Consider the following 14,634-nt stretch of genomic DNA (forward strand, 5'->3'; position numbering starts at 1 on the left):
GCCTTACAAAGTTAACAATGTGCGAAATGGAATGCCTGATGCGTCTAAAAGGCGCTTGCCGTCAAGAGCCTTTATCTCTGCAAGCGTCATTGCGCCTGCTAGTTTCGCGCCCACTTTTTTAACTAATTGTGATGCCGCTATTAGGGTGCCCCCAGTTGCAAGGACATCGTCAATAACGAGTATCTTTGCATCTTTTTCTATAGTATGTGCTTGAATTTGGAGCGCATCTTTACCATACTCTAGTCCATATGATTCTGTGTGGGTAGCAAGCGGCAATTTATTCGGCTTCCTTGCCAAAAGAAGGCCTTTATTGGTCTGTCTAGCCAGGGCGGCACCAAAAATAAATCCTCGTGACTCAATGCCAAGAATATGTGTATATTCAAATTCATTGCCTAATCTATCAAGTAACTCGATTGCGCATTTAAAAGCATCAGCATTTGCCAGCAATGGGGATATATCTCTAAAGAAAATACCTGGTTTAGGAAAGTTCTCGATGACTGGTAGATAATTTATCAGGTCCATAATTTGCTCACATGATGTCAAAGATACTAATTGTTACCGCCTTAGAGAATGAACTTAGGAGGAATAGATTACCTAGCCATCTCAATATTGTTTATTGCGGGGTTGGTAAGGTGAACGCCGTTGTAAACACTATTAAGGCGATAAGTCAATTTCGCCCAAACATGATTCTTAATTATGGCACGGCAGGAAAGGTAAGCTCGAATATATCTGGCATTCTTCCAGTGTCAAAAGTTGTGCAAAGAGATATGAATGCTCAACCACTTGCCCCCAGAGGCATGACTCCATTCTGCTCTAGGCCACATGAATATTATTCAGGCCGGGACGGCTATATATGCGGCTCAGGTGATAGTTTCGTCACAAGCCATGACCCTTGGCTATTGACTCAAAAAATTGATTTGGTGGATATGGAGCTCTTTGGTATTGCTGCAGTAGCCTACGACAATAAATTGCCTTGGCATTCTTTTAAATACATTACAGATGATGCTAATGAATCCTCTGGTTCTGATTGGGCTAGTAGGGTCAGCTATGGGGAAGATTTGTTTATTGAGGCTCTAAAGCAGTTCAAGTAGACTTTGATAACTCATTTGAATTCATGCCGCGACGATTGGAGTGGCTTAAAAAAGGTCTAAATTGCTCTGAGCCCCTAACGTAATTAGCCCCTCGATCTGTTGCTCAACTCCAAAAGCGCTAATTACTATTCGGAGTGATCATCGTTATTTAGCTTGCTGCTCTCAATGCAGCACGAGTGCTGATCGCAACGGCTCTTGCTGCTTGTGCAAAATCGTTTCCAGAGCTGGCATACAAAATGGCTCTAGAAGAATTGATGATCATGCCTGTCCCGGGTTTGCCTGCAATAGCACCTGCTTTGACAGTTGCCTCAATATCGCCGCCCTGAGCACCAATTCCTGGAATGAGGAGTGGCATATCGCCTACGATGGAACGCACTTTTGAAATCTCATCTGGAAAGGTTGCGCCAACAACCAAACCAATTTGTCCGCTGCTATTCCATTGGGTAGCTGCCAGTTTTGCGACGTGAAGGTATAGAGGTTCGCCATTTGGCGCAACATTTAAAAACTGTAAATCAGATCCGCCTGGGTTAGATGTACGACACAACACAATGACCCCTTTGCCTGTGTGCTTGAGATAAGGCTCAATCGTATCGAACCCCATATAAGGATTAACCGTAATGGCATCAGCGCCATAGCGCTCAAATGCCTCGAGGGCGTAATGGTCAGCCGTACTGCCAATATCACCACGCTTAGAATCCAAAATCACCGGGATGTGGGGGTATTTATCTTTGAGGTGACGTATCAGCTTTTCGAGTTGACCCTCAGCCCGCTGGGATGCGAAATAGGCAAATTGGGGCTTAAAGGAGCAAACGAGGTCTGCTGTGGCATCGGCAATCTCGCGACAAAATTCAAAGATGCCCTCTGGCTTCCCTTGTAGGGAGGGGGGTAGACGCTTGGGATCGGGGTCAAAACCAATGCACAGCATGCTGCCTTGGGAAGCCCATGCAGACTGGAGTTGCTGGGTAAAGGTGTTTGAGCGTGAGTTCATTCGATTTGGCTTATTTTAATGAAACGGTCATGTTCTATAGGATAAACTAGCGCACATTCCTTAGGAGTTCACCATGATCAACTTGTTCGTCCTGCAAAATGGCCGCCTCTCTCAAGAGCAAGTAGAAGATCGCAATGAATTATTGCAGTATGCCAATCCTATTTGGATTGACGTGGTCGACCCTGAAGAGGAAGAGCTCATCTGGATTAAAGAGGCTTTTGGCGTACTTTTGCCAGAGTTAGATGATTTAGGGGACTTGGAAGCTTCTGCTCGTTACTTCGAGGCAGATGATGGTCACCTCCATATTCGTACTGATTTCTTGTTGGATGAAGAGGAGACCTCTCGTAACGTACGAGTTGCATTTGTGATGACCAAGCAAGTCTTGTTCTCTATTCATGACGAAGATTTGCCCGTGTTCCGCTTGGTACGTTTGCGTGCACGCTTGCGTCCTGGATCGGTGAGCAACGCTAAAGATGTGTTGCTCGATCTGTATTCAACTGATGCTGAATATTCCGCTGATGCCCTAGAAGAAGTTTATGAAAATCTCGAATTAGCAGGCAAACGGGTCTTACAAGATGACATCAACGACGCGGATGCTGAACAGGTTCTTGAAACGATTGCTAAAGAAGAAGATACCAATGGCCGTATCCGTCGCAATGTGATGGATACCCGTAGAGCCTTATCTTTCCTGATGCGTAGCAAGTTATTGTCTGATGAGCAGCAAGAAGAGGCGCGTCAGATTTTGCGAGATATTGATTCTCTAGAAAACCATACCGCTTTCTTGTTCGACAAAATTAACTTCTTAATGGATGCGACCGTAGGTTTCATTAACTTGAACCAATCAAAGATTATCAAGATCTTCTCGGTGGTATCAGTAGCCTTAATGCCGCCAACTTTGTTAGCGAGTGTTTGGGGTATGAATTACAAATACATGCCTGAACTCGATGCCACTTGGGGATACCCGATGGCCATTATTGCGATGATCGTTTCTGCGATTATTCCGTTGTGGTACTTCTATCACAAGGGTTGGATGAAGTAACTCCACCAAGCTTTTTGCAGTGCTAATTCTCGAGAAGTTTTGCTAATTCACTAAGTGCGTAATCGCACGCTTGTTGCCGCACGCGTTGCCGATCTCCATCAAAGTGCATCGTTTTGGTGAGTATTCTGTTATCGCCACCATCGCCTCGAATGGCCCACCCAAAGCAAACCATGCCAACGGGCTTCGATTGAGTCCCACCACTTGGACCAGCAATCCCAGTAATGGAGAGAGCAGTATTGACACCAGCGTTGACTTGAGCGCCTTCAGCCATGGCCTTGGCAACTTCTTCGCTAACGGCGCCAAAGGCTTCAATCAGCTTGCCGGAGACGCCTAAACACTCTGATTTGGCTTCATTACTGTAGGTGATGTAGCCACGCTCAAACCATTCACTCGAACCGGCAATTTCCGTTAAGTTGGCGCAAACTAATCCGCCGGTGCATGACTCCGCTGCAGCCATTTTCCAATTCTTTGACTTTAGGATTTCTGCGAGAGTGCTAACAATGTCTGCGGTTTTCATAGAAGATTTCAAGCCAAATATAGAGCAATCATTTGCACTAATGCAATGACTAAGAGTGTAAACAGCGCTGCTGCAAGATCATCAATCATGATGCCAAAACCTCGCCACCATATTTGTGCGCGAGTTGATGTTGTGCCTAAATTTCCTGTCTTTTTAAAATGACGATCGATCATGCCAATTGGGCCTGGTTTGACTGCATCAAAAAATCGAAATAAGGCAAAAGCCAATATTTGCATCCAAAGATTTGCTGGCATGATGATTGCGAGAACGATCCAAAATGCAATCATTTCATCCCAAACAATTCCCCCAAAATCTCGTCTTCCCAATTCTTCGCTGACAGACCCGCAGATCCAACAACCCCAGACGAAACCAGCCCCCAGAATCCATAAGGGCTCAGGCATAGCAGTCAGAGGAAAAATATAGTCAGCCATTAAAAAGATGGCCCAAGCCCACAGAGTGCCTGCCGTGCCTGGTGCCACGGTGCTGAGACCGCTACCAAATCCAAACGCGAAAATTCTATTCACACTTCCCAACATCCACTTGAAGTCGGGCTTTAAGCTAAGCGCTTGTTGAGTGGCCTTATTCATGGTGTTGTTCACACTGCAAAGTGATCAAAGGATTTGAGAAGTTGTGCGGCTTCTGATTTAGGAAGAGGCTTGCCATCTATATTCAGAATATGCACTTGAGCCGAACTATTTTTTTTGTGAATGATGCGACCAATACAAGTCAGCGGTAAATCAAGTGCGTGGCTTATTTCTAAAATGAATTCGTGTTGGCTCTTAGGTGCTGTAAAACAAAGCTCATAGTCATCTCCCCCGCAAGCGGCGAATTGATTTTGAATTTGAATAGCTTGTTTTTTTAAAGTGACTGATTTTGGTAGTTGATCCAGAAAAATTTCGGCATCTGCTTGTGATTGACTCAAAATATGTTGCAAGTCCCCAAGCAGCCCATCCGATACATCCAAGGCTGCATTGGCGATACCTCTTAATCTCAGTCCCAATTCAATTCTAGGGGTGGGCTGATGCATGCGATGTTCAATGGTACTCAACTCATCTTTGCTTAATGAGATTTCATGACGCAGCGCAGCAAGAGTGAGCCTTGCGTCTCCTACTGTTCCTGAGACCCAGACTTCATCATCAATCTTTGCCCCTGATCTGCGAATGGCTTTTCCATGGGGCACGCTACCGATAGCGGTAATCGAAATGGCGAGTGAACCAGCGGTGGTATCTCCGCCTATAAGTGGGCAATGAAATTGATCGGCAACTGAAAATAAGCCTCTAGAGAAGGCTTCTAGCCACTGAGCGTCTACGTTTGGTAATGCGATTGAAAGTGTGAATCCAAGCGGTTTTGCGCCTATGGCTGCAAGGTCTGAAAGGTTCACTGCTAGGGCTTTACAGCCTAATTGTTCAGCATTCGTGCCTTTTATGAAGTGCCTGCCTTCAACCAACATATCGCTCGTGATGGCTATTTCTTCACCAGATGGTGGATTAATAAGCGCGCAATCATCCCCAATACCTAAATTGATCGCAGAATTTGATGAGCGTGAAGTCGATTGCGATTTAAAAAAACGCTCAATCAGGTCAAATTCGCCTAAAGGCTTGGGAGAAGAGTGCATGTCCCATTTTATGGCTCTTGGGACTGAAATGCTCGAGAGGAATAGAATTAATAACCTATTGGGCATTAAAAGATAAAATCAAAACAAACTAGTGAGCTCGTTGATGAGTAAAGACAACAGTAAAGAACAACAAATTGCCGCCTTAAGAGAGGCGGCCCTTCAGTACCATGAATTGCCAGTTCCTGGAAAGATCGAGATTGCTCCAACCAAGCAACTCACAAATCAACGTGACTTAGCACTTGCCTACACGCCGGGTGTTGCCGCTCCTTGCGAAGAGATTGTGAAAGATCCCGCAAATGCATTTAAGTACACCGCTAAAGGAAATCTCGTCGGTGTCATTACAAATGGTACTGCTGTGCTTGGATTGGGGAATATTGGACCACTCGCTAGTAAGCCAGTGATGGAAGGCAAAGCAGTCCTGTTTAAGAAGTTTGCTGGCATTGATGTTTTCGATATCGAAGTCAATGAAAACGACCCTGAGAAATTAGTCGAGATTATTGCTGCGCTAGAGCCAACCTTTGGGGGCATTAATCTAGAAGACATCAAAGCGCCAGATTGTTTTGTGGTTGAGCGTAAGCTGCAAGCTCGCATGAAGATTCCCGTCTTTCATGATGATCAGCATGGAACGGCGATTGTGGTCGCGGCTGCAATCCTTAATGGTTTGAAGGTAGTTGGTAAAGACGTTGGCAATGTGAAGTTAGTCACTTCTGGTGCTGGCGCTGCAGCCTTAGCCTGCTTAGATTTATTGGTTGATTTAGGTATCCCACGTAAAAATATTTGGGTGACCGACCTTGCGGGTGTTGCTTATAAAGGCCGCAAGGAATTAATGGATCCAGAAAAAGAGCCATTCTGCCAAGAGACCGATTTGCGTACTTTGGATGATGTGATTGCTGGCGCAGATATTTTCTTGGGTCTATCTGCTGGTGGCGTCTTGAAACAAGAGATGGTGAAGAAGATGGCAGATAAGCCGCTCATCTACGCTCTTGCAAATCCAACCCCAGAAATTCTTCCCGAAGAAGTTAGAGCGGTTCGCCCCGATGCGGTGATGGCGACAGGTCGTACTGATTACCCTAATCAAGTTAATAATGTTTTGTGCTTCCCATTTATTTTCCGAGGCGCATTGGATGTTGGTGCAACCACCATTACTCGTGGCATGGAAGTTGCCGCAGTAAAAGCCGTGGCTGAATTAGCACAAGCAGAGCAAAGCGAAGTAGTGGCATCGGTATACGGTATTGAGAATTTATCGTTTGGTCCAGAGTATCTAATTCCAAAACCATTTGATCCACGCCTGATTACAGTGATTGCTCCAGCCGTTGCTAAAGCGGCAATGGATGACGGTGTAGCTTCTCGCCCTATCAAAGACTTTGATGCATACCGTAATCAGTTGCAGCAGTTTGTGTACCACTCAGGTACTTTAATGAAACCTCTCTTTAGCATTGCTAAGCGCGTACCTGCCAATCGGAAGCGTATCGTATTTGCTGAGGGTGAAGACGAACGCGTATTGCGCGCGGTGCAAATCATTATTGATGAGCATTTGGCGACCCCGATTTTGATTGGTCGCCCAGCGGTTATTGAACATCGAATTGAGAAGTTCGGCTTGCGCATGAAGTCTGGCGATGATTTTGAGCTTGTGAATCCGGAGAATGATGCGCGTTACCGTGATTTCTGGCAAACCTACCTTGGTTTGACTGAGCGCAAAGGGGTTACAGAATCATTTGCGAAGTTAGAGATGCGTCGCCGCAATAGTTTGATTGGTTCTGTCATGATCAGCAAAGGCATGGCTGACGGCATGATTTGTGGCACGGTCGGTAACTCTGCGACGCATTTGAGGTATGTTGATGAGGTCGTGGGTCGTGAGCCTGGTGCAAAAGTCTATGGCGCCATGTCGGGCTTAATCTTGCCAGGTCGCCAAGTGTTCTTGGTGGATACCCATATCAATATTGATCCAAGTGCTGAAGAGTTGACCGAGTTGACTTTGATGGCAGCAAGCGAAATGCGCAAATTGGGACTGGTACCCAAAGTGGCGTTGCTATCCCACTCCAATTTTGGATCTAGTAATGCACCATCGGCAGTCAAAATGCGCGAAGTGCTGGCATTGATTCAAAAAGCAGACCCTACTCTCGAGATCGATGGTGAAATGCATGGTGATAGTGCTTTGGATGAAACCATTCGCGCTGGCGCAGTCACTTCATCCACATTAAAAGGCGATGCAAACCTCTTGGTGTTGCCAAATATTGATGCTGCGAACATTTCTTACAACTTGTTAAAAACTGCAGCGGGTAATGGCATTGCAATTGGACCATTGCTCCTGGGTGTTGCTAAGCCAATTCATATTCTGACTCCGGCGGCTACCGTACGCCGTATCGTCAATGTCACCACTTTGGCGGTTGTGGAGGCTGCTAGCAACGCTAGAGGCATTTCTTAAGCCCTTATAATTTATGTAAGTTAGTGATAACTTACATAAATTAATTACATATAAATCAATGACTTATAAATAAGTCGCCGTATTTGGGCTTGATTTGATGGCGTGTTAAGGGTAACCTAGCACCCATCATGAATAATCGCTCTGAAAACACCAATACAGCCAGCTTCGAAGAACATAGCCGCGCTGAAAGTTGGGATAGCAACGATCGACTTGAAACGGAATCGTCTGCTGCCAATGTTTATGCCCAAGGCGGTTTATCTCGTTTACAAACCTATGCAGCAAATCAAGTTTCGGGGAAAAAAGTGACAGCTTCTTGGCGTGCCGCTTTGGCCGTTCGTGATGCCGGACCACCGGCTATGTTGCGCAGTGTGCGCACTAATATCGTGCAATCGATTCGCGCATTCCGTACACCTGATTTGCAGGAAGCTGCTACCGAGCTTGGCCAGCATTTTATTTATGCCAATTGCGCAAATGCAATGACCAAGGGTGAAGTGCTAGAGGCAATCGCGATTGCTTACACATTTACAAAGCAACAGGCTAAGAATTTTGATCCCTTGTTAGATGCATTAACTACAACCACTGACAAAGCAGGTCAACAACCTGGATTTGTAGTGGTGCTTGAAGGTTTGCCTTGCACACAGAAATTCGACAAAGAAGCTCGCGAAACTTTATTAGATGTATTTCGTGATGCCGTCGATTACTGGGCTGAGCGTCGCACGCCTTACCGCGTGTTCTACTCTTTCGCTTAAAAGAGTATTGCCGTCAAACCCTTAAAACGCCTCACTTGAGGCGTTTTTGCATTTCTGGATTCCACACACTGTGCACGGCGGTTATCGCTACAACGCCCGCCGTTTCCGTGCGTAGTACTCGGTCTCCAAGCGAAACAATTTGATAGCCTGCCGCTTGAGCCTTTACCTCTTCTTCGGGGGAGTGACCTCCTTCGGGGCCAATCATCAGAACAAGATCTTGAGGTTCAGTTTCTATCAGAACGGAATACAAGCTCTTTGTTGCATCAGGACTCAGAAGAAGTTTGAGGGCGGGTTCGGGTTTCTTTAGATACCCATCAAAACTTTGAATGGGTTCGAGTGTCGCAAGAACCGTTCTATCGCATTGCTCACATGCTGCTTGAATAATGCCTTTCCAGTGCGTAAGTCGCTTATGGGCGCGATCTTGATCACTTGTTTTGGTTAATTTGAGAATGGATCGCTCACATTGCAAGGGGGCGATGACTTGAGCGCCTGTTTCAATAGCCTTTTCCACAATCCAGTCCATTTTGTCGCCCCCTGCCAGCCCTTGGGCCAGAGTAATGGCATAAGGAGTCTCTCGGTGGATGTCCGTACGAATTTCGCTTAATTGGGCTGAGCCACTTTTTCCGCTGAGGGAAAGGAGTTTGGCTTTGGCGACCTGGCCTTTTCCATCAAAAATCGGGAAGGTTTCTCCAAGCTCAATTCGCCTAACGCGCAAATGGTGAGCTACCTCAGGGGTGAGGGGGGTTGGCTTTTCGGAATCCCATGGTCCGGGAAGATAAAATTGAGGCATTACTGAAATATAGCCAATTTATTTTTCCAGAGACCATTTTTACGATGTCAAATCTTCAAATTCGCATGGCCAATGCCATTCGCGCCCTATCCATGGATGCAGTTCAGCAGGCAAATTCAGGTCACCCTGGTATGCCAATGGGCATGGCAGATATTGCTGTTGGTTTATGGAATGAGCATTTAAGACACAACCCTACAGATCCCCATTGGATTGATCGTGATCGCTTTGTATTATCTAACGGTCACGGCTCGATGTTGTTGTACTCCTTATTGCATCTTTCGGGTTATGACTTGCCAATCGAGGAATTAAAAAATTTCCGTCAGCTGCATAGCAAAACTCCAGGTCATCCTGAGTATGGAATTACTCCTGGGGTAGAAACAACAACAGGCCCATTAGGTCAGGGTATTTCTAATGCAGTAGGCATGGCATTAGCGGAAAAATTGCTTGCTGAAGAATTTAATCGTCCTGGTCACAACATCATTGATCACTACACCTATGTCTTCTTAGGCGATGGTTGTTTGATGGAAGGTATTAGTCATGAGGTTTGCTCATTAGCGGGCACCTTGAAGTTAAACAAGTTGATTGCGCTTTGGGATGACAACGGTATCTCTATTGATGGCAAGGTAGTTTCTTGGTTCAATGAAGATACACCAAAGCGTTTTGAGGCATATGGTTGGAATGTGATTCGTGATGTTGATGGCCACAATGCAGAAGCCGTTTCTAAGGCAATAGCAAAAGCCAAGAAGAGCGATAAACCAACCCTGATTTGCTGTAAGACCGCGATCGGCCAAGGCTCGCCTAATATGGCAGGAACCGACAAGGTCCATGGCTCACCATTGGGTGCAACTGAGATTGCAGCCACGCGCGTGGCCTTGAATTGGCCCTATGCTCCATTTGAAGTGCCTAAAGATATTTATACCGCTTGGGATTTTAAAAAACGTGGTCAAGCACTTGAGCATGAGTGGAATAAAGAGTTCCAAAAATACAAAAATAAATTTCCTGAGCTTGCCGCAGAATTACAGCGTCGCATGCAAGGGGATTTATCCAAGGATTTTGCGCCAACCCTTAACAAATATTTGAAGGCATGCCAATCTAAAGCGGAAACTGTTGCAACACGTAAAGCAAGTCAAAATGCGATTGAAGCATTAGCTCCAGCTTTGCCTGAATTCATGGGCGGTTCTGCAGATTTAACAGGTTCAAATTTAACCAATTGGTCAGCATGTAAAGCAGTTCGCGCTAATGAGTGGGGCAACCATATTAATTATGGTGTGCGTGAGTTTGGTATGGGCGCCATCATGAATGGTATTGCGCTACACGGCGGGTATATTCCTTTTGGTGGCACCTTCTTAACGTTCTCAGACTACAGTCGCAATGCCATCCGTATGGCTGCATTGATGAAGCTGCGCAGTATTTTTGTCTTTACCCATGACTCTATTGGTTTGGGGGAAGATGGGCCAACCCATCAGTCTGTAGAGCATGTTGCCAGCCTTCGCTTGATTCCTAATTTGATGGTTTGGCGTCCTTGCGATACCACTGAGAGTGCCGTAGCTTGGGGTGCTGCCATCGAACGCAAGAACGGCCCAAGCGCTCTGATCTTTAGTCGTCAAAATTGCCCGTTTGTTTCACGCTCTGCAGCGCAAATCAAAGATATCGCGCGTGGTGGCTACGTATTGCGTGATCCTCAGTCTGGAAAAATTGATGCAGTGATCATGGCTACTGGCTCTGAAATTGCTTTGGCACTGCAGACTGCAGAACGTCTAGAAAAAGAAAGTAATGGAAAGATTGGCATTCGCGTTGTTTCAATGCCTTCAACCACTGCTTTTGATCAACAAAGTGCAACATACAAATCATCAGTCTTGCTACCCAATATTCCTCGCATTGCCATTGAGGCGGGCGTCAGTGACTTCTGGTGGAAGTATGGCTGTGCAGCAGTGCATGGGGTAGACACCTTTGGTGAGTCTGCACCTGCGGGTCAGTTGTATGAATATTTTGGTTTAACAGTAGATCAAATCGCGAAGACTGTGCAGCAGTGCATTACTAAGAAGTGATTTGAACATACTCAATACGAATGAATTCAATATTAGCTAGGGGAAATCAATGACAATTCGTGTCGCAATTAATGGTTATGGGCGTATCGGCCGCATGGTATTGCGTGCCTTGTATGAAGATCAAGTAAACGGCAAGCCACGCCGTGATATTAAAGTTGTCGCAATTAATGCCATGGGCGATATCGCCATCAATGCTCACCTGACTCAATATGATTCAGCGCATGGCCGTTTCCCGGCTGAAGTTTCAGTAGATGGCGATTGCATGGTGGTTAACGGCGATCGCATCAAAATGTTCTGTACTCGCAATCCTGCGGAAACTCCATGGGGTGAGTTGGGCGTCGATTTGGTTTTAGAGTGCACTGGCAAGTTCACTTCAAAAGAAAAAGCCATGATTCATATTCAGCAAGGCGCCAAGAAGGTGTTGATTTCTGCTCCTGGTGAAAAAGATGTGGATGCAACTATTGTTTATGGCGTAAATCAAAATGTATTAAAGCCAAGCGATGTTGTTGTATCAAATGCAAGCTGCACTACAAACTGTTTGGCTCCATTGGTAAAGCCATTGCTAGAAAAAATTGGCATTGAGTCTGGCTTGATGACAACTATTCATGCATTTACAAACGATCAAGTATTAACAGACGTGTATCACAAGGATATGCGTCGCGCGCGTTCTGCCGTAAGCAGCATGATTCCAACCAAAACTGGCGCAGCAAAAGCTGTAGGTTTGGTATTGCCTGCATTGGCAGGGCGTTTTGATGGTTTCGCTATGCGTGTTCCAGTAATTAATGTTTCCGTGGTGGATCTCACATTTGCCGCTAGTCGCGCAACTAGCGTCGATGAGGTCAATACGATTCTGAAAGCAGCTAGCGAGGGTGAGCTCAAGGGTATATTGGGCTTCAATACCTTACCTTTAGTTTCGATCGACTTTAATCATGATCCTCGCCCAAGTATTTACGACGCTTCTCAAACTCGCGTTTCCGCTGATGGCAAGTTGGTTAAGGTGCTAGCTTGGTATGACAACGAATGGGGTTACTCAGTGCAAATGCTCAATGCAGCAGAAGCATTAATGGCAGTTAAGTAATTAAAAGCATCTAATTAACGCTTACTGCGCTTAATAGTCGTTAAAAATAAAAAAAGACCTCAATTTGAGGTCTTTTTTTATTGTCTAAGGGCCTAAAAACAAGCTAAAAGCCTGTAAAAAGACCTATTTTTGCTTATTACGGCAGTTTTTCTTCTGGCAATGACCGTACATTGCTAGGGCATGCTCTTGTAGCTTAAATCCGAGGTTTTTGGCGATATCCCGCTGCCTTTTCTCAATAGCTTCATCCACAAACTCCTCTACATGCCCGCAATCTAGGCAAATTAAGTGATCATGGTGTTGACCTTCATTGAGCTCGTAGATCGCCCTGCTATCGCCTTTACTGGACTCAAAATGGCTACGTAGTAATAAGCCAGCCTGCTCAAATTGGGTAAGGACTCGATACACCGTGGCCAAGCCAATTTCTTGATCTTCTTTAGCTAAGGCCATAAATACGTCCTCAGCACTGAAATGTGTGCCGCTGTTCTGGTGGAAAAAGTCCAGAATTTTCATGCGTGGCCCTGTGGCCTTGAGGCCAATATCACGTAGATTTTCAGGAGTAGGGTTTTGGTTCGTATTCATGGCTTTGGAGGCTAAAATCAATGTCTTAATGATACGGCCAGCTATGCAAAATTGCCTTGAACTTTTTAGTCGCTTTTCAAACGCATTCCTAAAGGGGGTTTTAGCTCTCCCTAAAGGGGGTGTTTTAGCGATTGCAGCATTTATTGCGATTGGAGTCAGCGGCTGTTCTACAGCGGTGGATGAGACCCAACGCGCTTGGATGAATAAAGTCTTTCGACCATATGTGCCGGATGTGGTGCAAGGCAACTTCATCTCCAGTGAGCAATATGCCAAATTGAAGCTTGGCATGTCACGCGAACAAGTGCGTCAAATACTTGGCACACCTTTATTAGCAAGTTACTTCCATGCAAATCGTTGGGATTACGTATTTGAATTTAAGCGCGCCGGTCAGCGTGTGGGTGCTGAGCGTCATGTCACTGTGTATTTCGATGGCGACAAATTAGTGAAATTTGAAGGCGATGCATTGCCAACAGAGGTTGAGTTGGTGGCAGAGATTGATAACTACTCTAAATCGAAACGTTCGTTCTGGGATGTGATTACAGGCTCTAATAAGCCTCCAGTTACTCCGCCATTACAACAGCCTGAAGTGATGGTCACTAGCAAGACAGATAACCTACCAGCTGGAGTTGCCATTCCTTCTGTTCCTGCCGCAAGTAAAAGTTCGTTCTGGGACTTCTTTGGTTCTTCAAGCAAGTCTGATGCTCAACCAGAAACACTGGGCCCGGGCACTTTAAATACTCCGCCTGCGAATGAAACGAAGCAGTAACAAATGAAGCAGTAAATCAAATTTTTAATGTGATGTTTTCAGAATTTCAAAAGCAGAAATTCAATAGCATCTTGAAATACCGTTAACTACAAGCGAAGAAATAGATGATGAAAATTGCAATAGCTGGAGCTACTGGTCGTATGGGTAGGATGCTGATTGAGACTGTACTCAATACACCTGACGCACAACTCGTTGGTGCGCTTGAGCACTCTTCCTGTCCTCAGTTAGGCGAAGATGCTGGATCTTTTCTAGGCAAAAAAACCGGTGTTGTCATCTCGTCTGATATTGCTGCTGTTCTAGCTAACGCAGAGTTTTTGATTGACTTCACAAGACCTGAAGGCACGATGGCACATTTGGCTGTATCCGAAAAAACAGGTACCAAGATGATCATTGGCACAACAGGTCTGAGCGCTGATCAAATTGCTAACCTGAAAAAAGCATCCACTAAATTGGCAATCGTCTTTGCTCCAAATATGAGTGTTGGTGTGAATGCCACTTTTAAGCTTCTAGAAATCGCTGCCAAGATGTTGAACCAGGGATATGACATTGAGGTTATTGAAGCCCATCACCGTCATAAAGTGGATGCGCCATCAGGCACAGCACTAAAAATGGGCGAAGTGATTGCGCAAGCTCTCGGTGAGAAATTGGATGATGTTGCTGTGTACGCGCGTGAGGGGCATACCGGGGAGCGTAAAGAGGGTTCCATTGGCTTTGCCACCATTCGTGGCGGAGATATTGTTGGTGACCACACAGTGCTTTTTGCAGGTGATGGCGAGCGCATTGAAATTAGCCACAAATCTTCAAGTCGTCAGTCATATGCGCAGGGCTCATTGCGTGCCGCACGTTTCTTGCAAGGCCAAAATTCAGGTCTATATGACATGCAAGATGTTTTGGGATTGCGCAACTCAATCAAAAATACAGTCAATAAATAAAGCAAAAGAAGAAAAGA

At 45.5% G+C, this 14,634-nt stretch carries 15 protein-coding genes; 8 read left to right on the forward strand and 7 right to left on the reverse strand.

Features of this window, described 5'->3' with window-relative positions; genetic code table 11:
• Positions 1–3 precede the first annotated feature (3 nt).
• On the reverse strand, positions 4–522 hold the full coding sequence (locus tag IC571_RS01165) for an adenine phosphoribosyltransferase (protein ID WP_215316934.1): 519 nt from the start codon (positions 520–522) through the stop codon (positions 4–6).
• 245 nt (positions 523–767) lie between these two features.
• Here IC571_RS01165 and IC571_RS10520 point away from each other — a divergent pair, with 245 nt between their 5' ends.
• Positions 768–1,091 carry a hypothetical protein gene (locus IC571_RS10520; protein WP_371742895.1) on the forward strand — a complete coding sequence of 108 codons (324 nt, stop codon included), beginning with the start codon at positions 768–770 and terminating at the stop codon, positions 1,089–1,091.
• A gap of 148 nt (positions 1,092–1,239) precedes the next feature.
• Here the strand turns inward: IC571_RS10520 and pyrF are convergent, their stop codons facing one another.
• Positions 1,240–2,079 (reverse strand): orotidine-5'-phosphate decarboxylase, encoded by an 840-nt coding sequence (gene pyrF, locus IC571_RS01175; RefSeq protein ID WP_215316938.1) that lies wholly within the window; start codon positions 2,077–2,079, stop codon positions 1,240–1,242.
• A 73-nt stretch (positions 2,080–2,152) separates the two neighbouring features.
• Between pyrF and corA the strand changes: the two genes are divergently transcribed.
• Positions 2,153–3,118, forward strand: a complete 966-nt coding sequence (gene corA / locus IC571_RS01180; RefSeq protein ID WP_215316940.1) for a magnesium/cobalt transporter CorA — start codon at positions 2,153–2,155, stop codon at positions 3,116–3,118.
• 22 nt (positions 3,119–3,140) lie between these two features.
• Here corA and IC571_RS01185 read toward each other — a convergent pair whose 3' ends face one another.
• Genes IC571_RS01185 through thiL form a run of 3 tightly spaced genes read right to left on the reverse strand, consistent with a single transcriptional unit; the run spans position 3,141 to position 5,250 of the window.
• Entirely contained in the window at positions 3,141–3,635 is a 495-nt protein-coding gene (locus tag IC571_RS01185) for a CinA family protein (RefSeq protein WP_215316941.1), read from the reverse strand.
• Between the two features lie 8 nt (positions 3,636–3,643).
• Positions 3,644–4,222, reverse strand: coding sequence for a phosphatidylglycerophosphatase A (locus IC571_RS01190; protein WP_215316943.1), 579 nt, complete (start codon positions 4,220–4,222; stop codon positions 3,644–3,646).
• Positions 4,223–4,230: 8 nt separating this feature from the next.
• Complete coding sequence (gene thiL, locus IC571_RS01195) at positions 4,231–5,250, reverse strand: thiamine-phosphate kinase (protein WP_215316945.1); 1,020 nt, start codon at positions 5,248–5,250, stop codon at positions 4,231–4,233.
• 103 nt (positions 5,251–5,353) lie between these two features.
• On the opposite strand from thiL, the gene IC571_RS01200 reads away from it, so the two are divergent.
• The gene (locus tag IC571_RS01200) at positions 5,354–7,675 is read left to right on the forward strand and encodes an NADP-dependent malic enzyme (RefSeq protein ID WP_215316947.1); all 2,322 of its coding nucleotides are present in this window, start codon (positions 5,354–5,356) and stop codon (positions 7,673–7,675) included.
• Positions 7,676–7,803: 128 nt separating this feature from the next.
• The gene (locus IC571_RS01205; RefSeq protein WP_215316949.1) at positions 7,804–8,424 is read left to right on the forward strand and encodes a barstar family protein; all 621 of its coding nucleotides are present in this window, start codon (positions 7,804–7,806) and stop codon (positions 8,422–8,424) included.
• A 31-nt stretch (positions 8,425–8,455) separates the two neighbouring features.
• Here IC571_RS01205 and IC571_RS01210 read toward each other — a convergent pair whose 3' ends face one another.
• The gene (locus IC571_RS01210; RefSeq protein WP_215316951.1) at positions 8,456–9,214 is read right to left on the reverse strand and encodes a 16S rRNA (uracil(1498)-N(3))-methyltransferase; all 759 of its coding nucleotides are present in this window, start codon (positions 9,212–9,214) and stop codon (positions 8,456–8,458) included.
• Between the two features lie 44 nt (positions 9,215–9,258).
• Here IC571_RS01210 and tkt point away from each other — a divergent pair, with 44 nt between their 5' ends.
• Together tkt and gap are read left to right on the forward strand one after the other, a co-directional pair.
• Positions 9,259–11,262 (forward strand): transketolase, encoded by a 2,004-nt coding sequence (gene tkt, locus IC571_RS01215; protein ID WP_215317770.1) that lies wholly within the window; start codon positions 9,259–9,261, stop codon positions 11,260–11,262.
• A gap of 49 nt (positions 11,263–11,311) precedes the next feature.
• Complete coding sequence (gene gap, locus IC571_RS01220; protein ID WP_215316953.1) at positions 11,312–12,340, forward strand: type I glyceraldehyde-3-phosphate dehydrogenase; 1,029 nt, start codon at positions 11,312–11,314, stop codon at positions 12,338–12,340.
• A gap of 123 nt (positions 12,341–12,463) precedes the next feature.
• Here the strand turns inward: gap and fur are convergent, their stop codons facing one another.
• Positions 12,464–12,919 carry a ferric iron uptake transcriptional regulator gene (gene fur / locus IC571_RS01225; protein ID WP_173955007.1) on the reverse strand — a complete coding sequence of 152 codons (456 nt, stop codon included), beginning with the start codon at positions 12,917–12,919 and terminating at the stop codon, positions 12,464–12,466.
• A gap of 28 nt (positions 12,920–12,947) precedes the next feature.
• On the opposite strand from fur, the gene IC571_RS01230 reads away from it, so the two are divergent.
• Positions 12,948–13,685, forward strand: a complete 738-nt coding sequence (locus IC571_RS01230; RefSeq protein ID WP_251373452.1) for an outer membrane protein assembly factor BamE — start codon at positions 12,948–12,950, stop codon at positions 13,683–13,685.
• Positions 13,686–13,792: 107 nt separating this feature from the next.
• The gene (dapB, locus tag IC571_RS01235; protein ID WP_215317772.1) at positions 13,793–14,617 is read left to right on the forward strand and encodes a 4-hydroxy-tetrahydrodipicolinate reductase; all 825 of its coding nucleotides are present in this window, start codon (positions 13,793–13,795) and stop codon (positions 14,615–14,617) included.
• Positions 14,618–14,634: the final 17 nt, after the last annotated feature.

The organism is Polynucleobacter sp. MWH-UH2A, from assembly GCF_018687195.1.
In the GTDB taxonomy this organism is placed as follows: domain Bacteria; phylum Pseudomonadota; class Gammaproteobacteria; order Burkholderiales; family Burkholderiaceae; genus Polynucleobacter.